The sequence below is a fragment of the Acinetobacter sp. YH12126 genome, from assembly GCF_013418745.1.
Lineage (GTDB): Bacteria > Pseudomonadota > Gammaproteobacteria > Pseudomonadales > Moraxellaceae > Acinetobacter > Acinetobacter amyesii.
The window spans coordinates 31922-54682 of sequence record NZ_VPBM01000004.1 but is presented as its reverse complement, the minus strand read 5'-3'; the positions used below and the strand labels follow the sequence as shown (position 1 = coordinate 54682).

The 22761-nt window shown below is 40.9% G+C and carries 24 protein-coding genes, 4 tRNA genes and 1 riboswitch; of the genes, 7 read left to right on the top strand and 21 right to left on the bottom strand.

All coding sequences use genetic code 11. From position 1 onward, the window contains the following. Positions 1 to 2 precede the first annotated feature (2 nt). Complete coding sequence (locus FTU62_RS02710; RefSeq protein ID WP_078191448.1) at positions 3 to 290, bottom strand: YbeD family protein; 288 nt, start codon at positions 288 to 290, stop codon at positions 3 to 5. A 127-nt stretch (positions 291 to 417) separates the two neighbouring features. Then, positions 418 to 2307, bottom strand: a complete 1890-nt coding sequence (rpoD, locus tag FTU62_RS02705; RefSeq protein ID WP_078192191.1) for an RNA polymerase sigma factor RpoD — start codon at positions 2305 to 2307, stop codon at positions 418 to 420. 399 nt (positions 2308 to 2706) lie between these two features. On the opposite strand from rpoD, the gene FTU62_RS02700 reads away from it, so the two are divergent. Beyond that, positions 2707 to 2916, top strand: a complete 210-nt coding sequence (locus FTU62_RS02700) for a PA3496 family putative envelope integrity protein (protein ID WP_078191373.1) — start codon at positions 2707 to 2709, stop codon at positions 2914 to 2916. A gap of 67 nt (positions 2917 to 2983) precedes the next feature. Next, complete coding sequence (locus FTU62_RS02695) at positions 2984 to 3508, top strand: YecA family protein (RefSeq protein ID WP_078191372.1); 525 nt, start codon at positions 2984 to 2986, stop codon at positions 3506 to 3508. Positions 3509 to 3588: 80 nt separating this feature from the next. On the opposite strand, the gene FTU62_RS02690 is transcribed toward FTU62_RS02695, so the two are convergent. The 5 genes from FTU62_RS02690 to FTU62_RS02670 form a co-directional block, all read right to left on the bottom strand. Beyond that, the gene (locus FTU62_RS02690) at positions 3589 to 4005 is read right to left on the bottom strand and encodes an ABZJ_00895 family protein (RefSeq protein ID WP_180089143.1); all 417 of its coding nucleotides are present in this window, start codon (positions 4003 to 4005) and stop codon (positions 3589 to 3591) included. 123 nt (positions 4006 to 4128) lie between these two features. Next, positions 4129 to 4539 carry an ABZJ_00895 family protein gene (locus FTU62_RS02685; protein ID WP_111885304.1) on the bottom strand — a complete coding sequence of 137 codons (411 nt, stop codon included), beginning with the start codon at positions 4537 to 4539 and terminating at the stop codon, positions 4129 to 4131. A gap of 20 nt (positions 4540 to 4559) precedes the next feature. Further along, the gene (locus tag FTU62_RS02680; protein ID WP_078192188.1) at positions 4560 to 5171 is read right to left on the bottom strand and encodes a DedA family protein; all 612 of its coding nucleotides are present in this window, start codon (positions 5169 to 5171) and stop codon (positions 4560 to 4562) included. 362 nt (positions 5172 to 5533) lie between these two features. Next, on the bottom strand, positions 5534 to 5830 hold the full coding sequence (locus tag FTU62_RS02675) for a hypothetical protein (RefSeq protein WP_180101769.1): 297 nt from the start codon (positions 5828 to 5830) through the stop codon (positions 5534 to 5536). A 194-nt stretch (positions 5831 to 6024) separates the two neighbouring features. Beyond that, positions 6025 to 6957, bottom strand: a complete 933-nt coding sequence (locus FTU62_RS02670) for a rhodanese-related sulfurtransferase (RefSeq protein ID WP_111885306.1) — start codon at positions 6955 to 6957, stop codon at positions 6025 to 6027. Positions 6958 to 7145: 188 nt separating this feature from the next. Here FTU62_RS02670 and FTU62_RS02665 point away from each other — a divergent pair, with 188 nt between their 5' ends. Both FTU62_RS02665 and FTU62_RS02660 read left to right on the top strand, forming a co-directional pair. Continuing rightward, positions 7146 to 7634, top strand: a complete 489-nt coding sequence (locus tag FTU62_RS02665) for a DUF1289 domain-containing protein (RefSeq protein WP_168378110.1) — start codon at positions 7146 to 7148, stop codon at positions 7632 to 7634. A 62-nt stretch (positions 7635 to 7696) separates the two neighbouring features. Further along, positions 7697 to 8308, top strand: a complete 612-nt coding sequence (locus tag FTU62_RS02660; protein WP_180101768.1) for a LysE family translocator — start codon at positions 7697 to 7699, stop codon at positions 8306 to 8308. Between the two features lie 88 nt (positions 8309 to 8396). On the opposite strand, the gene ribB is transcribed toward FTU62_RS02660, so the two are convergent. Beyond that, positions 8397 to 9056, bottom strand: a complete 660-nt coding sequence (gene ribB / locus FTU62_RS02655; RefSeq protein ID WP_180101767.1) for a 3,4-dihydroxy-2-butanone-4-phosphate synthase — start codon at positions 9054 to 9056, stop codon at positions 8397 to 8399. A gap of 103 nt (positions 9057 to 9159) precedes the next feature. Beyond that, positions 9160 to 9313, bottom strand: a riboswitch (FMN riboswitch). Positions 9314 to 9484: 171 nt separating this feature from the next. Between ribB and FTU62_RS02650 the strand changes: the two genes are divergently transcribed. Continuing rightward, positions 9485 to 11341, top strand: coding sequence for a DUF2157 domain-containing protein (locus tag FTU62_RS02650; protein ID WP_180101766.1), 1857 nt, complete (start codon positions 9485 to 9487; stop codon positions 11339 to 11341). Beyond that, positions 11325 to 11945 carry a GDYXXLXY domain-containing protein gene (locus tag FTU62_RS02645; RefSeq protein WP_180101765.1) on the top strand — a complete coding sequence of 207 codons (621 nt, stop codon included), beginning with the start codon at positions 11325 to 11327 and terminating at the stop codon, positions 11943 to 11945. The genes FTU62_RS02650 and FTU62_RS02645 overlap by 17 nt, the downstream gene beginning before the upstream one ends. A 122-nt stretch (positions 11946 to 12067) precedes the next feature. Here FTU62_RS02645 and panD read toward each other — a convergent pair whose 3' ends face one another. From panD to FTU62_RS02590, 11 genes are all read right to left on the bottom strand, one after another. Beyond that, positions 12068 to 12448 (bottom strand): aspartate 1-decarboxylase, encoded by a 381-nt coding sequence (panD, locus tag FTU62_RS02640; protein WP_078192181.1) that lies wholly within the window; start codon positions 12446 to 12448, stop codon positions 12068 to 12070. Positions 12449 to 12598: 150 nt separating this feature from the next. Next, a complete protein-coding gene (gene pth, locus FTU62_RS02635) occupies positions 12599 to 13174 on the bottom strand; it encodes an aminoacyl-tRNA hydrolase (protein WP_168378106.1) in 576 nt (191 codons plus the stop codon). 20 nt (positions 13175 to 13194) lie between these two features. After that, complete coding sequence (rplY, locus tag FTU62_RS02630) at positions 13195 to 13491, bottom strand: 50S ribosomal protein L25 (RefSeq protein ID WP_078192179.1); 297 nt, start codon at positions 13489 to 13491, stop codon at positions 13195 to 13197. 98 nt (positions 13492 to 13589) lie between these two features. Continuing rightward, on the bottom strand, positions 13590 to 14543 hold the full coding sequence (locus FTU62_RS02625; RefSeq protein ID WP_078191360.1) for a ribose-phosphate pyrophosphokinase: 954 nt from the start codon (positions 14541 to 14543) through the stop codon (positions 13590 to 13592). A 37-nt stretch (positions 14544 to 14580) separates the two neighbouring features. Continuing rightward, a tRNA-Gln gene (locus tag FTU62_RS02620) sits at positions 14581 to 14655 on the bottom strand. Positions 14656 to 14746: 91 nt separating this feature from the next. Next, positions 14747 to 14821, bottom strand: a tRNA-Gln gene (locus FTU62_RS02615). Between the two features lie 28 nt (positions 14822 to 14849). Continuing rightward, positions 14850 to 14924 (bottom strand) — tRNA-Gln (locus FTU62_RS02610). Between the two features lie 38 nt (positions 14925 to 14962). After that, positions 14963 to 15037: transfer RNA gene (locus tag FTU62_RS02605), tRNA-Gln, on the bottom strand. Positions 15038 to 15040: 3 nt separating this feature from the next. After that, entirely contained in the window at positions 15041 to 15880 is an 840-nt protein-coding gene (gene ispE / locus FTU62_RS02600; protein WP_180101853.1) for a 4-(cytidine 5'-diphospho)-2-C-methyl-D-erythritol kinase, read from the bottom strand. Between the two features lie 28 nt (positions 15881 to 15908). Beyond that, positions 15909 to 16487 carry a lipoprotein insertase outer membrane protein LolB gene (gene lolB, locus FTU62_RS02595; RefSeq protein ID WP_180083771.1) on the bottom strand — a complete coding sequence of 193 codons (579 nt, stop codon included), beginning with the start codon at positions 16485 to 16487 and terminating at the stop codon, positions 15909 to 15911. 9 nt (positions 16488 to 16496) lie between these two features. After that, a complete protein-coding gene (locus tag FTU62_RS02590; RefSeq protein ID WP_180101764.1) occupies positions 16497 to 18209 on the bottom strand; it encodes a hypothetical protein in 1713 nt (570 codons plus the stop codon). Positions 18210 to 18287: 78 nt separating this feature from the next. On the opposite strand from FTU62_RS02590, the gene hemA reads away from it, so the two are divergent. Further along, entirely contained in the window at positions 18288 to 19571 is a 1284-nt protein-coding gene (gene hemA / locus FTU62_RS02585) for a glutamyl-tRNA reductase (protein ID WP_180101763.1), read from the top strand. Between the two features lie 54 nt (positions 19572 to 19625). On the opposite strand, the gene FTU62_RS02580 is transcribed toward hemA, so the two are convergent. Together FTU62_RS02580 and FTU62_RS02575 are read right to left on the bottom strand one after the other, a co-directional pair. Then, positions 19626 to 21554: a DNA primase gene (locus tag FTU62_RS02580; RefSeq protein ID WP_180101762.1), complete on the bottom strand. Its 1929-nt coding sequence runs from the start codon at positions 21552 to 21554 to the stop codon at positions 19626 to 19628. A 212-nt stretch (positions 21555 to 21766) separates the two neighbouring features. Then, the gene (locus FTU62_RS02575) at positions 21767 to 22759 is read right to left on the bottom strand and encodes an outer membrane protein assembly factor BamD (protein ID WP_180101761.1); all 993 of its coding nucleotides are present in this window, start codon (positions 22757 to 22759) and stop codon (positions 21767 to 21769) included. Between the last annotated feature and the right edge of the window lie 2 nt (positions 22760 to 22761).

Below are 22761 nucleotides of genomic sequence, written 5' to 3'. Positions count from 1 at the left end.
AATTACAGCGCGGTACGAATGTGTTTACAAGCTGCTAAATCCGCATAGACCGCATGTACTTGTTCTAACTCTTCGAAACGTAATTGAGCAGTAATTGAATGATATTTACCTGTACGAGATGGAGTCACAGTCATTTTACTGCCATCAAAATCAGGAAAATGTTTAACAAAAATTTCATTCACTGCAAGGCGAAGTTCTTCACCTGCATTACCAATCAATTTAATAGGGTAGTCCATAGGGAAGACCCAAAGATGCTCTTGCAATTCACGTGAAGGAGCGCGATTAGTCATATCAGTCATGGGACGCCTCATTATTTAAAAATACCTGCAATGAGCAGGTATTTGGAATCATTTGCTACATGCTCATAATATGGGGCGGAAAACCCCATATTCAAGCCTGCATTGTCCTAGTTATAGGTTAATCATTCTCAAGGAATGAACGCAGATGTTCTGAGCGTGAAGGATGACGTAATTTACGCAATGCTTTCGCTTCAATCTGACGAATACGTTCACGTGTTACGTCAAACTGTTTACCCACTTCTTCCAAGGTATGGTCGGTTGGCATATCGATACCGAAACGCATTTTCAAGACTTTCGCTTCACGTTCAGTCAAGTTTTCAAGAACTTCACGTGTTGCTTCTTTTAAGCCTTCTGACGTTGCAGCGTCAATAGGAGAGGTGATATTACCGTCTTCAATGAAGTCACCAAGATGCGAATCTTCATCATCACCAATTGGTGTTTCCATTGAAATTGGTTCTTTCGCAATTTTAAGCACTTTACGAACTTTCACTTCGTCCATTTCTAAACGTTCACCTAATTCTTCTGGTGTCGGTTCACGACCCATTTCTTGAAGAAGTTGGCGAGATACACGGTTGATCTTGTTAATGGTTTCGATCATGTGTACTGGAATACGAATAGTACGTGCTTGGTCGGCAATCGAACGCGTAATCGCCTGACGAATCCACCAAGTTGCATAAGTAGAGAATTTATAACCACGACGATACTCGAATTTATCCACCGCTTTCATCAAGCCAATGTTACCTTCTTGGATCAAGTCGAGGAATTGCAAACCACGGTTGGTGTATTTTTTCGCAATCGAAATTACCAAACGTAAGTTCGCTTCAACCATTTCCTTTTTCGCACGGCGAGCTTTCGCTTCACCAATCGACATACGTTTAGAAATGTCTTTGATGCCTTTAACATCTAAACCAAGTTCTTTCTCGATGTCAGCGATTTTTTGTTGGAATGCCAGAACGTCAGGGCGGACTTTTTCAAGATAGCCTTTCATTTCTGCAGGTGCTTTAGCAATTTGTTCATCTAACCAAGCAAAGTTAGACTCTTGGCCTGGGAATGACGTACGGAATTGAGTACGGTCCATACGACCACGACGTACTGCATAGCGCATAACTTCACGTTCAGAAGTACGGATTTGGTCATGGGTATTACGAATCAAATCAGAGATGATGTCGAATAAACGTGGTGTGAATTTGAACATCATGAACACAGTTGCAAGTGCTTCAAGTGCAGCAGCAGCTTCTTTACTGTTACGACCATGTTTTTCAATTGCAGCTTTAGTGACTAACCATGCTTGTTCAAGCTCAGTGAAACGTGCTTTAGCAATTTCAGGATCTGGACCAGATTCGCCTTCAGAATCATCATCACCTTCAGACTCTTCTTCTTCATCGTCATCATCAAGTTTGACATCTTTAGTTGGCTTGTTGGTTGACGCTTCATCTTCATCGATCTCAGAATCATCTTCATCGATCACTTCTGGGATGGCTTCGTCAGATTCTGGATCTAAATAACCAGAAAGAATATCAGCTAAACGGCGTTCACCCGCTTCATAATCTTTATATTCTTGCAATACAACTTCGACTGCATTTGGCCAATAAGCAATAGAATGTAAAACGTCACGAATACCTTCTTCGATGCGTTTTGCAATGCTAATTTCGCCTTCACGTGTCAAAAGCTCAACTGTACCCATTTCGCGCATATACATACGCACAGGGTCAGTGGTACGACCGGGTTCATTTTCAACAGATGCAAGTACAGCAGCGGCTTCTTCTTCAGCAACTTCGTCAGTCGCTTCGCTGCCACCTTCAAACATTGTATCGTCAGTTTCTGGTGCACGATCATGTACCGGAATACCCACGTCATTCAACATCTGAATGATGTCTTCAATCTGTTCACTTTCAGTGATTGAGTCCGGGAGATGATCGTTAACCTCGGCGAAAGTTAGGTAACCTTGCTCTTTGCCTCGGCTAATCAGAGCCGCTACTTGAGAAGTAGGGGAAGTCATATCGCTCATCTTTGCTTACTCTTCGTTGAATCTGTGGCAGTAAAAAACCGTGCATTTTAGCACGATCGTCTCATTAAATCTTGTTAATAGCTGACTTATCCCATTAGGACGGTACAGCATCAAGCTGTCCAATGAGATATTAAAAATTTAAATTCAGTAATTTAGGTGGGGCTGAAATTGTTGTTTTCAAGTTCATCCCATGCATCGATTATTTTACGAGCCATCTTTGACTGTCATAAAAATGAAGGACGCAGGGTGGATTATATCATGCCACAGGTTTTGGTAAGAAAAAAAGACCTATTTTTAAAGTTTAGTTGTTAAAAAAACAAATAAAACTTGACAATATTTTATATCCCATATAAATAGCGGCTAGACCCCTTCAATTTTTTTCATTATGAGGTAGTTTTGGTGTCTTCTACAGATTTTGAACTAGATGATAACTACGGTGATGATGATGTGAATTTCGATGAGGCCAGTGCAAAAACTAGCGCGAAAGAATCGTTAGAAAAGCGCCGACTTATTGATGACCTTCTGGCTCAGCGCCGTCTTGAACGTGAGCTTAAAGATTTTGATTACGACATCGACGATGACGATGATTTTGATGACGAAGAAGACTAAATAGCGATTTAGCATAGCGGTTGAAAATGCTATGCTTACGCATTAAGTTTCTAACTCTGGATTTGAAATGAGTGCTTTAGATTTAGACCTTTTGAGTGACTATCTAGACGGCGATGACAACGAGCATGGTCTAGATTTTGCAGCGACTCATGGTTTTTTATGTGCAATTGCAGTAGGCCCAGCTTTTGATAAATGGCTAGACGAACTTTTTGATAACAATCAGAAAAAAGTACCTGCTGAAATTATTGCACAAGTAAAAGCATGGCTCGAATCGATTCGTCAGAATCTTGCCAATGAAGATGGTATTGAATTTCCATTTGAAATTGAAGAAGCCGATGTTGAATCAAGTCTTGGTGACTGGAGTGTTGGCTTCGTTGATGCCATGTTCCTAAACGAAGATGCATGGTTCACCGACGAGTTTGAAGAACAATTGGTAGATTTAACTTTGCCAATCATGGTGTTCAGCGGCATTGATGAAGAAGATCCACAAATGGAATCTTTCCGTCGTAATGGTCAGTTGATGGATGAACTTGCAGAAGAAATCCCAACCAATTTGAACGAATTATATTTGATGTATCACACACCAAATTAATTTCGACGAAATTTAAAAAAAGCACCTTGGGGTGCTTTTTTTAGCGCTATACCTTTTCAATTCAAAGTTAGTCTAAAGGCTTAACTACGTTTGGCTTTTAAGAAGCTCTTTGCCATCCATCCAAAAGATAAAGCCAACATGAGGTAATGGATGAATAAGGTAAAGCTGATAGCAAGCAGCCAGACCCAAGCGGGTAATTGCGTTAGCGCCATTTGAATAAAGGCTTGGGTTTCAGGGAAGATCAAGAGACAAATGACAGTCGCGACGACACTAATCAGTACGGAAGCTAAAATACAGCTCCAAATCAAAGTTCGCTTTTCTAACTTATTTGGCACTCGCTGATGGTCTTTAACAAAGCTAGATGCTGCAGCAAGACCGCCCACGATGAGACAGGTAATAGATGAACCACCAGGTAAATCAAAGAAAGATTCGATGGCTGCGACAGCAACCATGGCGAGTGCATAAGCAATGCTAAATGTGATGATGTATTTTTTCATTATTCAATGTTCATATTTTCGTTATATAAAGGGAGAGTATAACTTACCCGAAGTTTCTTCACTGAATTTTAAGTTTTAGTGAAGGGTATTGATTCAAATTCTAACGGAATAATTTAAAAAAATTTATAATTTTTTAGCGCAGTAGTCTGCATACCAACCATAGGCAATATGAAATATTGTGCCATGAATGGCGACCAAACAAAGCATAACCACAGCAGTTAGCCCGATGCCTGCATGATCTACAGACTTCATAATGCTTTCGGCATTGGGATTCATTAGCACCAAAAACAGCACAAAAAAGCTACCAATGATGATTGCAACGGCACTGGAGCCCCAAACCAGTTGAATCTTTTCATGGTTGCTAGGCACGCGTTGTTCTTTCTTTACAAAATGCCCAACGCTGATTAATGCACATGCCACCAATGTAGGAATTAATGTAATACCACCAAGATTTAATCCAAAAATTAATACGGTAATCAAAAGCACCAAGGCGATGCTATAAACAGCAGCAAAGTGTAGGAGATAGTGTTTCATTTAAGCCCCAAAACAAAAAATTAACGAGGTCGACGTTGATGTCGACGGTACAAAATCCAACTAATAATGATGACTGTGATTAGAATAATCACATGGCCAACTTTACTAAATATTTGCTGCATTAACTGCTGATTTTCACCTAAATAAAAACCCATACAAGCTAAAAAAGTGGTCCAAATAATTGTACCTAAACCACTATAAAACATAAACTTCCAAAATGGCATGCGGCTCATTCCAGCAGGAATACTAATGAGAGAACGCACAGCTGGAATCATTCGTCCGAAAAATACAATGCGGTGACCGTATTGCTCAAACCATGCTAGAGATTTTTTTACATCTGCCGATTTGATAAATAAATACTTTCCATAGCGATCGACGAAGTGAAAGATGGATTCATGCTTAAATTTATAACCAATCCAATATAGCAATGCAGCCGCCAGTAAAGAACCGACACAACCTGAAATAATGACACCAATGAGGAGTAGTTGACCTTGGGAGGCAGAATAGCCAGCCGACGGCATAATGATTTCAGAGGGGATTGGGGGGAAGACATTGTCAAGAAACATGAGTAGGGCAATACCGAGATAACCCAATTGTTCCATGATTGAAATGATCCATTCAGTTAAAGTCATGGTAGCTAAGGCAGAGAAAAGGTGTATTTATCCTATGTTGAAAAGCGCAGTGGGTAAAGTTCCGTTTTAAATATTCCTGAAACCACATAAGTAAAACAACAAATATTGAGTTCACCTTGTATTAGGTAGCACGTAGGCTGAATTAGAAGGAAAAGTATGAATACGTGATGGCCTTAAGATATGCTGAATGATATAAGGCTGAATAATTGAAAGGCTTAGATCATAGTTTTTATAGTATTGAGTGTACGCTGTTCAGTTTGGATTTTATTTAGATTTCGGAGCTTTAGCAGCTTTAAAAATCGTTTTATATACTGAACAGTGTAGGACTAGGTTGCAATAAGTGACGTTGTAAGGTGCGTAAATTAATCATCATGTTCCATATTTAACAGTGTGTGAATATAGACTTGACGTAAGCTCAGAGATAAAGCAAATGGAATCACACAAAGTCCAAGAATGTTGAGCATAGTGGGTTGTAAATGCAATGTATAAGCAATAAATAAGGCAAAAATTGCACCAATGCATGTAGCAACACTGACTATCAAAATATGCGACTGTTGGTTAAGGAGATGTTTTAATTCTCCTGCACTTTCTTTTACATGGGGAGCGGGTAAAGCAAGGCGCCTTGAGGTTGCAATTGGAGAGTTGATTAATTTTGGCATAATGCTTTCCTTTTCAATTATCTATAATGATTTTCTCGGATCAATTGATCAGAATAAGCATAAATGCGCGAACTGATTCTCGTAAATAACCAGATATAGTTATTTTGTCAAAAAAATTAAGTCACTGTTGAGAATGCGTAAAAAAAGCCCTAAAAATAGGGCTTTTATTTATATATCGTTACAACAAATTTTCCTTAGAGACGCTTACGTTTTGCTGCCACAATTTGTGATTGACGCATACGGAAGCCTGCTTTTTGCTGTTCAGTAGTTTTGTCGATACAGTATTTGCATGATACGCCGTGTTCGTAGCTCGGAAGTTCAACTTCAGCAGGAGCCAGTGGCCAACCGCATGCGTGACATTTGATATTTTCGCCTTCTTCCATACCGTGAGTGACAGCAGTACGACCGTCAAATACGAAACATTCACCTTCCCACATGCTTTCTTCAACAGGGGTTTCTTCTAAATATTTTAAGATACCGCCTTTAAGGTGATAAACCTCATTAAAGCCTTCTTGAAGTAAAAGTGAGGTTGATTTTTCACAGCGAATACCGCCTGTACAGAACATGGCAATTTTCTTATCTTTATGCTGCTCAAGCTCTTTTTTCACGTATTCAGGGAATTCACGGAAAGTCTCAGTTTTCGGGTCAATCGCACCCTTAAATGTACCTGCTTTGTACTCATAGTCGTTACGTGTATCAATTAGGATTACGTCATCACGTGTAATTAGTTCATTCCATTCTTTAGGATCAAGATAGTGACCGACTAAATCACGTGGTTTCACTTCCACACCTAAAGTCACTATTTCTTTTTTCAGTTTGATCTTCATTTTACGGAATGGTTTATCCGTACTATGCGATTCTTTGTATTCCATCGCATTAAAGCCTTCATTGAGAAGGAATTGATGGATGATATCTACAGATTTACGGTCACCGGCAACAGTACCGTTAATACCTTCACCTGCCACAATTAGAGTACCGCAAAGGTTGATGGTTTTTACCAAGTCTAAAAGACGTTGTTGAAGATCGGCAGGATCTTGAACTTCTTTGAATTGATAAAGTGCGGCAACAACCCAACCAGAGGTCGCTTGCTGTTCTACAGGTGCAAGCTGTTCTACAGTAGCGTTCATGGAGTACTCCAAATGAATAAACAGGATAAAAATTAAGGCGCACATTCTACCGTGATTTGAATGAATAAGCGAGTAAAGCGGTGGCTTTTAACCACACATTTGATCATAGCTTCATTTCAGTAGTTTTAGCGTGTATAGTCATGCCGAGTTGTTTTTATCCCATAAATATTGCTTGAATGGAGCCGGTTTTGAGTACTGATCGTCGAATTGCCTCGTTAACCCCATGTGCAGGGCGTTGTTCTACGGTATTTGGTGATTCAGTCTGTCGTGGTTGCCGCCGCTTTAACCATGAAGTCATAAAATGGAATACCTATACAGCAGAGCAACACACGGCCATTTGGTGTCGTTTAGATGCACAATTAGATCAAATTTTAATACCGATGTTGCCGCAAGCAGATATCATCCATGTCGAAGGCTTTGTCTTGTCTAAGCGAGTTCGCTTACGTCCAGATGCAAGCAAAGGCCGTAAACTGTATCACGCACTCAAGCTCTGCGAAAAAAACCGTCATTTCACAGATGAAAGTGGACTCGGGATACATTACAAACAGGTGCGACCGTTGTGGGATGAATTTGAGCGTCGTGTTTTAGCACTCGCCACAGCCAGCTATGATTTGGCATTTTTAAGAGCAGATGCCATTCGCTTGCATTTATTGCAAAACATGGATGAAGAGGACTAAGTCCTCTTTTTTTATGTATGAAATTTATCGTGATGTAAAAAAATAAGTGAAGGAATCTCAGCGTGAATTATTCGGAGTACTTTTTATATTGTGTGGCAGTCATTGTGATGATTGCAACGCCTGGACCTGTCATGCTGTTGGTCGCAAGTTCAGGTTTACAAGGCGGATATAAAAAGGCATTTCAAACCATTGTGGGGACAAATTTTGCGTCACTGATTTTGATTGTGCTGTCAGTGTGCATTTTAAAAGGCATTTTAAATGCTAATGCGCATTGGCTCGATGGCATCAAAATACTGGGTTGTTTATATATTGCTTATATTGGTTTTGATATTTTAAAAGAAGTAACTATACAGCCCACTGCACAATCTCTGCAGTTAAAAGCAGCACAAGGGGGTTTTAAGCAAGGACTAATTGTGGGGATTTCAAATCCTAAGGATATTATTTTCTTCGCGTCATTTTTTCCGCAGTTTGTAGGAATTACTCCTCATCTTAATCTGAGTTTAATTGTGTTGACCCTGAGTTGGATCGTTTTAGATTTCGCAACTTTGTCTTTGGTATATTTGTCTTTTCATCGATTGTCGAAATCACGCTGGTATAAAAAATTGTTGGCACTGTGTGGGTTGATTTTAGTGGTAGTTGCCATCTACGGGATCTATAGCATATTCACGGTTTAATTCTTAACTTGAAATGTGCAGTAAAAAATAAAAAAGGCTGATTCAATCAGCCTTTTTTATGAACGTGTAGAGCTTTAATTAATTCGCACTAGAGATTGTGCTGTAAACGATATTGCACAATTTCTTCAATGGTGAGTACAGTCAAATGATGGGTTTGTGCATACGCTAAAACTTGTACGCCATTCGCCATTGTGCCGTCTGGGTTGGTTAATTCACACAAAACACCTGCAGGTTTTAAACCAGCCAGACGTGCCAAATCAATGGTGCCTTCAGTATGTCCGCGACGGGTCAATACGCCGCCTTCACGCGCACGTAAAGGAAAAACATGACCCGGACGGTTTAAGTCACTAGCCACAGCACCATCTTTAATTGCGGCTTTGACTGTAGTTGTTCGGTCTTTTGCTGAAACGCCAGTAGTAACACCTTCCGCAGCTTCAATGGTTACGGTAAAGGCAGTTTTAAAATGGCTAGAGTTATCAGACACCATGGGTGGAAGTTCTAAATGATTAGCCTGAGCATCGGTTAAACACAGGCAGACAATCCCTGAACCGTCACGAATCATGCGTGCCATGGTTTCTACAGTCAGTGTTTCTGCAGCAACAATCAGGTCGGCTTCATTTTCACGGTCAAAATCGTCCATGACTAAAACAGGCTTGCCATGACGAATGTCTTCTAAGGCTTGCAGCATTCGCTGTTCTGCAGGTGGAAGGGCAGAAAAGAAAATTTCGGGTTGAATTAAACTAGACATTGAAACGCTCGCGTAAATTTTAGATACGGTTGAACATTTCAGGACATGTGAAATAGTGGCGTTACGATATATATTGAAAATGATCAATGATATAGAGATGTGACGTCGTCTTCTTTCATCCGGACTATACCGTCGGCTCAGGTATTGCACCTGATCTGCGAATCGCGTTTAAACGATTGGCTCGTGGGCTTTTTGTAGGGCTTTCAACCCAGCAAATTTACCACCGGTGGGGAATTTAACCCCGCCCTGAAGCGATGTGTCTTGAGTATAGACCTGTTTGAGTGATGATGGGGGGATTATTGCTTAGAATCATTTGCAAAATTTTAGATAAGTAAAGTTATAAGATTGGATTTGTAAGCATTTATATAAAGTGTGTCAAAGCATGCTATCGTGCCGATAAATCAACCATGATTGCATAATGATAAAAAATGACCGTTCCTCAGCATTCTCAGCAGCAGAATATAAAGCTGCATCGTTCACAGTTAGATCAAGAGTTTTCAACAGATCTGTTTCAAGATGTACAGGTTATTCGGTATCTGCAAGTGATTGGTGTTGCACTGATAGCTGCCAGTTTCGTGTATTTGATCGCGGCAAACTGGTTGATGTTGCCAAAATTCATTCAATTGGCAATTCCAATGTTGCTGTTGCTACTGAGTGCTGTGACGAGTGTATATTTTGCAAGGCATGCTTGGATTCAGCAAAGTTTAGATGCTTTAAGTGCTTTGTTGCTCGGATTGAGTTTGGCTGTGATTGGACAGGTCTATCAAACAGGTGCAGACAGTTATCTGTTATTTTTAGTCTGGGCTTTGCTGCTTTTACCTTGGTTATATCGACCGAATATCGGAGTCTTTGCGTTACTGTGTTTGATCAGTCAATTGGCATTATTTTTATATTTTAAACAAAGCTATTTAATCGTTGATCATTCTTGGGGGTATTTACTCTGTATGAATGTATTGACGGCAATTTGTGTGACCTATTGTTTGAAATATTATGCTGCACTGCGCTTAGTATTTATTGCATTTATTACACTAATGTCGATGTATTGCATGTTTTTATACTGTGGAAATGGGGTAGATCAGTATCAATGGCAATATTTAATTTTTGCCTTGTTGCTTCCAATTTATCTGATTATCTATTTTTATCGACAACAGCGTGCATTAGAAACCAGTTTACAAACTGCGGGTCTTGCCGCGAGTTTCAGTATTTTGATTTTCCAATGGGCAGAACATATTTTATCTGACTCGAGTGCAGGATTGTTGGTTTTTGCTTTGCTGATATTTGCTTGGTTTGCGGTGATCAGTTGGGCACTGATGAAATTTCTGCCACAGACTAAATTTGCGGTTATTCCTTTAGCGATTGGGGCATGGTTGGCAGGCATTATTTTATCGAGCTTATTGCTGACCTATTGGAAGGCGTTTTCGATCGTCATGGGCTTAGTTTTTGTAGCTGTGGCTTGGTGGTTGATTCGACGAGCTAAAAGTATCTTTAGTCGCCAATTTGCTTACTGCTTATGGGTATGTGGCCAATCTGCGGTCTTCATTCATACAGAGAGCTTAACCAATAGCATTTCGTTTATTTTAGTGTTGCAAATTGGCGTTATATTGCTCTGTTTGTTTAGTCGAATGCATTGGTTTATTGTTTTTATTCAACTCATTGCAGGATACGGCCTTGCAGTGGCCACACTATTTGATGCCGATCTTTTTATGAGCGATGAACATGTCATCTTAGCTGTGACTGGATTGAATTATATTCTACTGATTTTCTTGCTCGGGAGTGCAACAGCTTGGTTGCACTCGATGTATCGAAAAAGCATTGTGTTATGGATGTTATGCATCGTATTGGCGGGTGTGGTATTGCAAACTTTGTCAAATAACGTTCTACAGTTTGAACAGACCCAAAATGGTGTTCTTGACCTGTTTGTCGGTTACCTGCTGCCTGTGGTTTGGCTTGGCCTTTACATCGCAAATCAGCAAAAACAGGTGGGGAGCGAAAAATGGCCGTTACTGCTATTGGGCCTTGTGCTGATTGCGATGGGCTATTTTGGAATTTTCTTGTTATTGGTTTTATTGGCATGGGCGCAGGTCTATCAGCAATCTTTGGTTAAAGCCTTGAGCATCTTGTTGATCATTTTTAGCTTATGGATGCTGTATTACAATTTGGGTCTGAGTTTTTTATTGAAAAGTTTAACGATTTTGATTTCTGGCCTTTTGCTACTTGGCATTACCAAGATGTTATCTACGATACAGTATAAACAAGGGGAGATGTGTGATGACCATACTCAATAAAAAAATGCTTCCTATTGGTTTGGCTGTACTTAGTATTCTTTTATTTGTACTGATGATTGCACGTCATGAATGGCATCTGGCAAACAGTCAGAGTATTTATGTAAAGCTGCAGCCTGTCGATCCACGCTCTTTGATTCAAGGTGATTATATGGCCTTGAATTATCAGCTCTATTTTGGGGGTCAGTCATCAAAAGAGCAATCTGCCAATGGGCAGGCTGCCAAAGCGAACACAGAAGAAAATGTACACCGTGACTATTTTGTCGATCAAAAAAGTATTGTGAGTTATGTGCAGCTTGATGCACAGCGTAGGGTGATTCGAACCAGTTTCAACCCAGAGTTGTTAGCGCAGTATCCAAGCTCATCCACAAAACTGGTGCTCAAAAATCCTGACAATAGATTTGAGGGTTTATATCCCGCTGCGAGCAGCTTTTTATTTGCTGAAGGCTTGGAGTCGTGCTATCGCGATGCGCAATATGCAGAGCTAAAGGTACAAGAAAATGGTCAGCCTTTGTTGGTGGGTTTGGTCGGAGAGCATTTACAGCCCTTTGATTGTAAACAAAACCAAGCATGGTGGAAGGGCCCGAGAGCAGGGGAGATAAGTTGAGCTGTTGAGTTGTATGTAGTGATATGCGTCTAATACTGAATTTTTGCAGTCAATAATGCATAGTTCAGCCATAAAAAAGCCCGCAAATTTTGCGGGCTTTTTAGAATCTTTAAATGCTTGAATTAAGCAACTTGAACTGGAATACAGTTCGCTGTGTGGTTCACAGTGTTGTTTGGGTTCGCATAGACTAAACGTGGCTTATGTGCATTTGCTTCAGCTTCTGTGAAATCGCCAAAAGTTGCGATAATCATCAAGTCGCCAATATCTGCTTGGTGAGCAGCACCGCCATTTACAGAGATAATGCCAGAACCTTCTTCACCACGAATGGCATAAGTGGTAAAACGCTTACCATTAGTCACGTTCCACATATGAATTTCTTCATATTCACGGATACCGGCTAAATCTAGAAGAATACCGTCAATTGCACAAGAACCTTCATAATGTAATTCTGCTTGTGTAACGACGCAACGGTGGATTTTAGCTTTTAATAAACGAGATAGCATGGCTAGCGTCTCCTTGGTAGACCTAAGATCGTATCTTATGGTGGAACAATCTCTTGAATGCTGGGTGAGCAGTCAAATGCAAGCGCATTTTGCTCTGAAATCATTCAGATGGCAATAAGTATTGTTCAACAATTTGTGGAATTGTCAGTTCTATTTGTAAGCGTTGATCTGGTTCATGGCTTGCTGAATCTCACCACTTACCAACAATTTAGTACGCGATAAGGCATGTGCAATAGCATCATCCATTAAGCCTTGTTCACTACTTGGTGCTTTACCTAAGACATGGCCTGAGACACGTTCTTTAGAACCAGGATGACCAATACCAATACGTAAACGATGGAAATTTGGACCAATATGCGGGACGATATCGCGTAAACCATTATGACCACCATGACCACCGCCAGTTTTCAGGCGAATGACACCAGGGTTCATATCAAGTTCATCGTGTGCGATAAGCATTGCTTCAGGAGCAATTTGATAGAATTTGGCGAAGGGAACAACACTTTGACCAGAGAGGTTCATAAAGGTTGTGGGTAACAGCAGACGAACGTCTTGACCTTCGATATTACCACGACCACTGATGCCTTTATATTTAGGATCAGCTTTGAGTTGGATGCCATATTGTTCTGCAAGGCGTTCTACAAACCAGAAGCCTGCATTATGGCGGGTTTGGGCATACTCAGAACCTGGGTTACCCAAACCAACAATCAGTGAAAGTTTACTCACTCATTTACACCATTTAACACTTATGCGCGTTTGAAGTCAGCGTGCATAGGAGTGTTTTTAGCTGGGTGACGTTGTAAAGCTTGGATTTTAACGCTTTCAGCTTTACCGTCGATGTTGATTTCAACAACTTCTTCAAAGAATGCGTTGTTTTCTAAAGCTTTAACAAGTTCGCGAAGTTCCAAAGTAACTGCTACAGGTTCAGCTGCACCACCGTAGATGATTGCTGGTACTTTATTTTGAAGACGAAGGCGGCGGCTCGAACCTTTCCCTTGTACTGCTTCTTCACGTGCTACTGCATTTAATACGAAGTTTGCCATGATAGACATTCCTATTTAAGTTTAATTGACTAGACCTTCGACCAGTCTAGTGATAGAAAGCCCCACCAAAAGGCAGGGCTTTTAAATTTAGCACTATATTATAGATAAGAATCGAACATTGCGCTAATAGATTCTTCGTTGTTAATACGACGAATTGTTTCAGCAACCATACTTGCAACTGAAACTTGGCGAATCTTACCAAGAGCTTGAGCTTCTTCTGAAAGCGGAATAGTGTCTGTTACAACCAATTCGTCAATCACAGAGTTTTTCAAGTTTTCTAAAGCTTTACCAGAAAGTACAGGGTGAGTTGCGTAAGCAACAACTTTGCGAGCACCAAAAGTTTTTAGTGCGTCAGCAGCTTTACACAATGTACCTGCTGTATCCACCATATCATCAACGATGACACAGTCACGGCCTTTAACGTCACCGATCAAGTGCATTACTTGAGATTCATTCGCTTTTTGACGGCGTTTGTCGATGATCGCAAGATCGATATCACCCATTTGCTTAGCTACAGCACGCGCACGTACTACACCACCAACGTCAGGAGAAACAACCATTAAGTTGTCGTGTGACTGTTGACGAAGATCTGCTAAAAGTGCAGGAGTACCGTAGATGTTGTCTACAGGAATATCGAAGAAACCTTGGATTTGGTCAGCATGAAGGTCGATCATGACAACGCGGTCAATACCAACAGTTGTGAGCATATCTGCAACAACTTTTGCTGTAATTGGCACACGGCTTGAACGTGGACGACGGTCTTGACGAGCATAACCAAAATAAGGAATGACAGCAGTGATACGACCAGCACTTGCTCGACGCAAAGCATCAGCCATAACTAAGATTTCCATAAGGTTATCGTTAGTTGGAGCACAAGTTGGTTGTACGATGAATACGTCTTTACCACGAACATTTTCAGTAATTTCGACAGCGATTTCACCGTCAGAAAATTGACCTACAGATGCAGCACCTAGAGGGATGTGAAGGTGGCTAACGACTTTTTGGGCGAATTGTGGATGTGCAGATCCACTAAAAACGACAAGATTGGGCATGAAGCACCCTTGGCGGTTGGCAAATTGGAGAATTAGATGGCAGGGGCGGCTGGATTCGAACCAACGGATGCCGAGATCAAAACCCGGTGCCTTACCACTTGGCGACGCCCCTAATGCGGCAGAACTTTAATATTTTTACAGTATTTTGTCAAGTTTAAACAACAAAGATACTGCAAATTATGCTCTGTCTTTTTTGAAGTAAATGGCAGGGGCGGCTGGATTCGAACCAACGGATGCCGAGATCAAAACCCGGTGCCTTACCACTTGGCGACGCCCCTAAATTGATGAAATAGCGAATAAAGTAAATGGCAGGGGCGGCTGGATTCGAACCAACGGATGCCGAGATCAAAACCCGGTGCCTTACCACTTGGCGACGCCCCTAATACTTTACAGCAATTACATCTACAGGTGAAAAATGATGGCAGGGGCGGCTGGATTCGAACCAACGGATGCCGAGATCAAAACCCGGTGCCTTACCACTTGGCGACGCCCCTATATCAAACCTCAAAATGACGTAATGGTGATTCTTGCAAACTGCGAACCAAGTAAGATTTACATGGTGCATTTTTCAATATGTCATCAATATTCATATTTTCAGTCACTTCAGTAAATACACAAGCACCTGTACCTGTAAGCTTTGCTGTACCGAACTGATCTAAGTACCGCATTGCTTCATCGACTTCTGGATATAAGCTTCGTGCCACAGGCTCAAAGTTATTTCCAAAATCAGATGGCGTTTCCTGATAGCCGCAAAATTTAGTGGGCTTTGAGTCTCTTGTCAACGTTTTTTGTGAAAAAAGCAGTTGAGTGCTGATAAAACAGTCAGGTTTTAACACAATGTACTGTTTTTGAGCTAAATCTATGAATGTTAAGTGTTCACCGATGCCTTCTGCCCATGCATTTAGACCATGTACAAACACGGGAACATCTGCCCCAAGTTGTAAGCCGAGTTCTGCAAGTTGTTCGGTATTTAGACCACATTTCCATAGTTGATTGAGCACAATAAGGGTGGTGGCTGCATTGGATGAACCACCACCGAGCCCTGCACCCATGGGAATATTTTTTTCAATGTGGATTTTTTGTGCAGTCAGTGCTTTAGCAAACGGTTTGAGTATTTGAGCAGCACGATAAATTAAATTTTGCTCTAGATTGACGCTGTTTAAGCCCTCAATTTGAATAAAATCTTCATCAGCTGAATTTGCACGTGGATGAAATTCCATCCAATCCGATAAATCGATGAGCTGAAAAATCGTTTGTAATTCGTGATATCCATTAGGACGTCGGCCAATAATGTGCAAAAACAAATTGAGTTTTGCAGGAGAAGGTACACGAATCATGGAAGTCATAGTTCAGCTTTTAGGCAAATTAACGATTTTGAATCACCATTGTAATACGGTTTTCCTGACCGGATTCAAGTGCTTGTTTTAAAATTAACTTGTTCGGTACCGTTGCAGTTTCATTATAACTCAGGTCAACCGTCCAACCATCTTCAATAATCTGTTGTGGGCGCTGCGCAGTATCGCGTTGAATTTTTGCTTGTGTGGTTGCAGGGCGCGCCTGTACCCAGTCGACGAGGTGGGTAATGGGAGCTTGCCAACCGGTAGCACGCTCGAGTAATTCTTCTGGTGTTGCTGCTTCAATCAAACCGGTTTTTGCACTATTGAGTTGAACTTGACCGGGTTTACCGCTGATTTGAGTTTTTCCAACACCTAATATGCCACTCAGTTCGATATCATATTCATTGCGGTCTTGAACCCAAGTAAAAAAAGCACTTCCTGACTGTTGTGGCGTGCGCACACCAATCTTACCTTGTAAGTTGAATTGATTTGCAGCGACTTCTTCAGGGCTGGGTTGATCGGGTGTTTTAATATATTGCTGACAACCGGTAAAAAATAAAGCGCAGCAGGTCAGGGCAGATACCCCAAATTTTGAAGATACTTGCATAAAGTCTTTTTAACTCTTTTTCATGGGTTGGGGTAACAATAACGAATGTAGTTGCTCTAATTGCGGATCATTCGGATGTTTTTGTTGGAGTTGTTGTAACAACGAGTCAAATTTATTCATATCACCTTGCATGAAGACTGATCGTGCGTAGCGAATGCCAATTTTTAAACTATTACTCAGTTCATATGCTTTGGCCAAAACAGATGCAGATGTACTAAAATCATTTTGCAAATAACAAATATAACCGAACGTATCTAAAATTGAGGCTTGCTCAGGAGCATATTCTAAGGCATGTTCGACGTATTTTCGGGCTTCATCTAAGCGTCTATTTTGTACCGCCAAGGTATAGGCATATGCATTTAAATAGGTCGGGCTATTGGGTTCAATTTCAAGTAATTGTTTTAGTAATTGGTCGAGTCTATCTTTATCTTGATGGGCGTCGAGCAGTAGAACTTCGGCATAAATGAGCTCAGGATCTTCGGGCAAGTTTCTTACCGCTTCATCAAGCAAACGGACTGCTGCTTTTTTATTGTTCATGCGTTTTAAAATATTCGCCTGAGCAAGATATAAGAAACTGGCATGTTGAGGATAATTAACCCGCTCTTGGGTTAAAAAGCGCAGTGCATCATGCAGTTTATTTTGCTGGCTAAAAATGCTGATCATATTGCGCCGTGAAACTGTATAAAGACTGCCATCAACAAGGCGATAATAGGCTTTTGCCGTTTCATAATGCTGTTTGCGTTCAGCATTTACTGCGAGATAGTAATACGCTTCATTTTGGTATTTGCTCGAATAACGTAACTCCACCAAATACTTTTCGGCTTTTTCATAAAGCTCTAAGTCAATACTGGTCAAACCTGCCATAAATAGCGGTTCTTCAGCAGATGGCCACTTTTTAAGAATATCTTCGAGTTTTTTTAGACCTAATTCTGACTGATTGATTTTAATTAAATATTTTGCTTCTGCTAAGCGAACTTCCATATTGTTGCGGTGTTTACGGCTGGATTTTTCGAACCATTTTAAGGTTTCTTCTTCATCACCTAACGACATAAGTAAATTGGCTTTCATTAAAATATAGCCAGTCACTTTCGGGCGTTTTTTCAATGCTAAATTAATGGTGTCTAAGGCATCAGCAAAGGCACCATTTTGAGCTTGTAAACCTGCGACTAAGACCAAAATAGAAGGGTTGGTTTTCTCCTTGCTAGCGGTCAGTGCTTGAATCAGATAAGCGCGATCTTCCTCTGATTCAGGGGAAATACCCGCCAAAATTTGTTCTAAATCTGCATTTGGGTCAATGGTTAAAATTTTATCAAGTGTTTCGGCGGCAAGCTCATATTCATGGGCTTTCAAAGCAATATGTGATAAATAAAATAATGCTGGTACATCTTCAGGTTCTTGCACAACCCAATGTGTAGCAATATCTAAGGCTGCTTGTAAATCATTTTGCTCAATAGCAACGTTTAAAGCACGCTGTTTGACCATGGTGGATTTACTTTTGATTGCAAGCACGGTGTAATTATGAAGCGCGGTTGGGATGTCGTTATAAGCTAAGGCAAATTCTGCAATCATACTTTGTTTAATTGCATCATATCCTGAATTTGCATGGTAAACTTCTCCCACAGCCCGAATTGGGGCAGTAGAAGCCATGCTACCAACAAGTAAGAATGTGGTAGAATACTGCTTTATTGTCTGGCCGTTCAGTCGGCTATTTGTTAGACGCAATTTTTCTTGATCCAAGTAATGCTTTTTATGACGCCGATAATGCACAATAGCATAAATTTAGCGAAATGATGATCTGATATGTCTTTCTTTGCATTGGGTGTCAACCATCAAACCGCCTCTGTAGAACTGCGCGAACAGATTGCATTTAACCCTGAAAAGTTAACAGCGCTGCTTGAACAGCAAAGCCATGCACCTGAACTTAATGACATGGTGGTGGTGTCTACATGTAATCGTACTGAGGTCTATGCGATGTCTGAAAATGCAGACATGGTATTGAATTGGCTTGCCCAATCAAATGGTATTGATGTAAAGCAATTGTCAAGTCATGTGTATCGTTATGAAAATGCACAGGCGGTGACACACCTCATGCGTGTGGCTAGCGGCTTGGATTCGCTCATGCTTGGTGAGCCTCAAATCTTAGGTCAAGTTAAAACGGCTTTGTCCTTAGCCAAAGATGCCGAAACTGTCTCCCCAAATTTAAACCGTATTTTTGAATATGCCTTTTATGCGGCAAAACGAGTGCGTTCTGAAACAGCGGTAGGAAGTCATGCGGTGTCGATGGGCTATGCCGTTGCTCAGCTCGCTTTACAGGTTTTTAGTCAGCCTGAAAAATTGACGGTCATGATTGTTGCTGCTGGTGAAATGAATAGCTTGGTTGCGAAGCATTTGGCCGAAATGGGTGTGGGTAGAATTATTATCTGTAACCGTACACGTGCCCGTGCTGAAGCTTTATCCCAAGAGATTGCTCATCGTGTAGAAGTTGAAATAATTGATTTTGCAGATTTGGCAGACAATTTACATCGCGCAGATGTAATTTCAAGTTGTACTGGAAGCTTGCATCAAGTGATTTATTTTGCGGATGTCAAAGCAGCATTGAAAAAACGCCGTTATAAACAAATGTTGTTGGTCGATTTGGCGGTACCCCGTGATATTGAAGCCAAAGTCGAAAGTTTAGATGGCGTTTATTTATATGGTGTAGATGATCTGCAAACAGTCATAGAAGAAAACTTGGCTCAGCGTCGTCAGGCGGCAGTTGAAGCCGAAGTGATGGTCAATCAGCTTGCGACAGATTTAATCACACAGCAAAAAGTGAATTTGGCTGGCTCGACAATTCATGCATACCGTGAACATGGGGAGTCATTACGTCAAGAAGAGCTGGCTTTGGCCTTGAATCGTCTACAAAAGGGTGAAGATGCGGCTACAATTATGCAAGAAATGTCGCATCGTTTAACCCAAAAATTATTGCATCCGACCTCTATCGTGCTGCGCAATGCTGCGATGGCGGAAGATCCTGCTTATTTTGAAATGTTAGAACAAAATTTAGTTAATGTGGCTGAAAATCGCCGTAAACCAAAGAAATAAATAAAGCTATTCATTGAATAACGGTCATTCACAGTTTGAACTTGAAGTTAAAAATTAATCTTCAAGGAGGGTGAGCGATCTTTTTTTATCAATATCATAAATACGTTGTTTTAAATTACGCATTTCAGCAAGGCTAGAAAACTTATTCGACTTGATCTTGAGTTGTAAGAATTGATATTGCAATTTTGTCGATAAATCTGCCGCAAGTTTATCTGCTTGTTCAGGTGATGACGTATAGTCACTGATATTGGCATGTTCTAAAATATGTTGTAATTCATGATGATGTGCTGCACAAGCACCGAGTACATAATAGGTGGATAACTCTGGATCATCAGGCAATTCATCAAAAATCACATTGAAAATATTTAACACATGATAAAGCAATAGGTCTTGTGAAACTAAGGCGCGTAAAGGCTCAAAGTGAATGTAGAGATAAGGATGATTGATTAAAATCGCAATCACATATTCTTCAGCATCAATTTTTGTACTAAAGCTCAGAGACGCATCATTATTGACTTGAGGCTGCCACTTTCGGCTAAACCCTAATTTTTCACGGAAATATTGTTGTAGCAAATAACGATATGAACCACCTTTCGGCAACAGTTCAGTGAGCTGTCTGAGTTCACCCATCACCTTGCTTTTACCTTCAGGCGAAGCAACATTATGATTTTGCGTTAAATGTGCAAAAACAAACTCAGAAAGTAGCGGTGAGGTGTGCAGTAACCGTCGAAAATTTTCAATACCTTCACGGCGGATCAATGAATCTGGGTCGTGGTCATTCGGCAAAACAAAAAATTTTAGTTCACGTCCATCATTCAGTAATGGAAGGGCAATTTCGAGCGTACGTCGAGCTGCTTTTTGACCTGCGGCATCTCCATCAAATGCAATGGTAATACGGCTATTTTGCTTAAATAAAATGTTTAAATGTTCAGTATTACTGGCTGTCCCTAAAGTCGCTACAGCGCCATGAATGCCATATTGCTGTAGGGCAATCACATCCATATAACCTTCGACCATTAACCAGTCTTGTGCTTTTTGTTTACGGCCTTCATATAAACCATAAAGTAACTGGTTTTTATGGAAAACTTCAGAGTCTGGAGAGTTGATGTATTTCGGTTTGATTTCATCATTCAAGGCACGACCACCAAAACCGACCACACGACCTTTCGCATCTCGAATCGGGAAAATCACCCGCTCGCGCAGTAGGTCAAAGTCACGACCACTGTCACTGGTTCGAATCAAACCGAGAAGTTTGAGTCCTTCGATATCTTGTGGAAAGGCTTTTTCCAGATGTTGCCAATCTTCAGGGGCATAGCCTAAACGCCAATAGGCGATGGTGTCTGCACTGAGACCCCGTTGTTTAAAATAAGCTTGACCAATTGGACTGAGCGGCAGTTGTTGCTCATAAAACTGTGCGACATTTTCCAGCAAGTCATATAAGTTTCCGTCTTGCGGCACATCTTCAAAACCACTTGTAACTTGGTCAAAGTGAGCAAAGGGATCGCTCCCATAAAAGGCGTCTTCGTTATTTTGAAACTCAGCAAATGGGTCGTGTTCGAAATTTACTGCAGCAGGAGCGGTGTGTGTTTCGCCTGTTTTGGGCGGCAGAGCTTTTGCTTCGATTGCAGGTTTTTGTACAGGTTTTGGTTTGGATTCGCGTTTATATTTGAGTTTATTGGAATCGTTATTGTCTTTCGGTAGTTCAATACCCGTTTGGCTAGATAAATCCTTCATTACTTCGATGAAGTTACGGCTACCAATATCCATTAAAAAACGGATGGCATTACCATTGGCCTGACAACCAAAGCAGTGAAAATATTGTTTATCACGATAGACATGGAAAGATGGCGATTTTTCCTGATGGAATGGGCAGCATCCTGAGTAGGTGCGTCCAGTCTTTTTCAATTTCACAAATTGACCAATCACATCGACAATATCGGTGCGATCTAAAATTTGATCAATTGTATGTTGAGGAATGGCCATGCTGTTTTATCTGTCTATCTATTGAATTTGGGCAGTTCGTGAAATATGTTGAAATCAGCAATGCTGTAAGTTCAGGTGGAGATGCAGTACAGCATCGTCCATCGAACTATTGTATACCTTTTAATCTAACCGAATCTGTAGATCCTGAAAAGATAAAAGGGCAAGTATTCTAACTTGCCCTTTGTGAAAAATCGACCTTCGTTGCGACTATATTATTCAGCTGCTTCGGTCGATTGTGTTTTTTCATCTTTTGGACGATCGAGTAAGCCAAAGCTTAAACGATTGGTTAAACTGCGTTTTTCTTCATCGGTTTCAACTACGTCTGTAGAGGTTTGCTCAGACATCGTCTGTGCTTCTTTACCGAAAATACCCAAAGTTGCACGGTTAAGGAAGCTGCCTTCACTACGTGCAGCACGCATATTGACCGTACCGTCTGACTTCACAAGTTTTGGATAGTTCAGTTTAAGTACTTCAATGTATTGCTGAGACGTGGTTTTATCACCAAGTTTGTCGTAACCATAGGCTACAGTCGCTAGAGCTTCTGGAACTTGCGGTGCTTGCGGATAATGTTCGATCACCCAAAGTGAACGTTCAACAGCAGCTAACCATGCTTTACGCTTCACATTAAAACGCGCCGCATTCATTTCGCTTTCAGCCAATTCTTGACTGATGAACTTCATACGTTGTGCGGCATCGACTGCATATTCACTCGATGGATAGCGACGAATAAAGTCGACAAAGTTTTGATATGCCACTTTGAGATAGCTCACATCACGATGCGATTGTTTTAAAGAGGTATAGCGAAGCAAACCATTATAGTTTTGCTCCATGTTTGAAACACCACGCACGTAGTACGCATAATCAACTTGCGGATGCTGTGGGTTCATACGAATAAAACGGTCTGCAAGTGCAATCGCACCTTCATAGTCTTTTTGCTGAAACTTTACATACAATAGTTCAAGTTGTGCTTGCTGCGCATAGTTACCTGTAGGGTAGTAGGTCTCTAGAGCTTCAAGGTGTTTTGCTGCATCTGTATATTGGTTACGTTCAAGCGCTTTTTGTGCTTTTTCGATATAAATCTGTTCGCTTGATTGTGGACCTGTGTCGACCATTTCTTTCTTTGGATTACTGCTACAGCCTACCATTGCCGATGCAATGCCTATTGTTAGAGCAAGCATTGTCATTTTATATTTTGGTAGCGACATAA

Excerpts from the sequence above, each read along its gene's own strand:
- FTU62_RS02690 (WP_180089143.1), bottom strand. The coding sequence starts at position 4,005 with ATGAAAAAATACATCATCACATTTAGCATTGCTTATGCACTCGCCATG.
- panD (WP_078192181.1), bottom strand. The coding sequence starts at position 12,448 with ATGCTATCTCGTTTATTAAAAGCTAAAATCCACCGTTGCGTCGTTACA.
- FTU62_RS02575 (WP_180101761.1), bottom strand. The coding sequence starts at position 22,759 with ATGTCGCTACCAAAATATAAAATGACAATGCTTGCTCTAACAATAGGC.
- hemA (WP_180101763.1), top strand. The coding sequence starts at position 18,288 with ATGTCTTTCTTTGCATTGGGTGTCAACCATCAAACCGCCTCTGTAGAA.
- FTU62_RS02625 (WP_078191360.1), bottom strand. The coding sequence starts at position 14,543 with ATGCCCAATCTTGTCGTTTTTAGTGGATCTGCACATCCACAATTCGCC.
- FTU62_RS02670 (WP_111885306.1), bottom strand. The coding sequence starts at position 6,957 with ATGAACGCTACTGTAGAACAGCTTGCACCTGTAGAACAGCAAGCGACC.
- FTU62_RS02685 (WP_111885304.1), bottom strand. The coding sequence starts at position 4,539 with ATGAAACACTATCTCCTACACTTTGCTGCTGTTTATAGCATCGCCTTG.
- FTU62_RS02675 (WP_180101769.1), bottom strand. The coding sequence starts at position 5,830 with ATGCCAAAATTAATCAACTCTCCAATTGCAACCTCAAGGCGCCTTGCT.
- rplY (WP_078192179.1), bottom strand. The coding sequence starts at position 13,491 with ATGGCAAACTTCGTATTAAATGCAGTAGCACGTGAAGAAGCAGTACAA.
- lolB (WP_180083771.1), bottom strand. The coding sequence starts at position 16,487 with ATGCAAGTATCTTCAAAATTTGGGGTATCTGCCCTGACCTGCTGCGCT.
- FTU62_RS02650 (WP_180101766.1), top strand. The coding sequence starts at position 9,485 with ATGACCGTTCCTCAGCATTCTCAGCAGCAGAATATAAAGCTGCATCGT.
- ribB (WP_180101767.1), bottom strand. The coding sequence starts at position 9,056 with ATGTCTAGTTTAATTCAACCCGAAATTTTCTTTTCTGCCCTTCCACCT.
- ispE (WP_180101853.1), bottom strand. The coding sequence starts at position 15,880 with ATGATTCGTGTACCTTCTCCTGCAAAACTCAATTTGTTTTTGCACATT.
- FTU62_RS02680 (WP_078192188.1), bottom strand. The coding sequence starts at position 5,171 with ATGACTTTAACTGAATGGATCATTTCAATCATGGAACAATTGGGTTAT.
- FTU62_RS02695 (WP_078191372.1), top strand. The coding sequence starts at position 2,984 with ATGAGTGCTTTAGATTTAGACCTTTTGAGTGACTATCTAGACGGCGAT.
- FTU62_RS02645 (WP_180101765.1), top strand. The coding sequence starts at position 11,325 with ATGACCATACTCAATAAAAAAATGCTTCCTATTGGTTTGGCTGTACTT.
- FTU62_RS02580 (WP_180101762.1), bottom strand. The coding sequence starts at position 21,554 with ATGGCCATTCCTCAACATACAATTGATCAAATTTTAGATCGCACCGAT.
- FTU62_RS02710 (WP_078191448.1), bottom strand. The coding sequence starts at position 290 with ATGACTAATCGCGCTCCTTCACGTGAATTGCAAGAGCATCTTTGGGTC.
- rpoD (WP_078192191.1), bottom strand. The coding sequence starts at position 2,307 with ATGAGCGATATGACTTCCCCTACTTCTCAAGTAGCGGCTCTGATTAGC.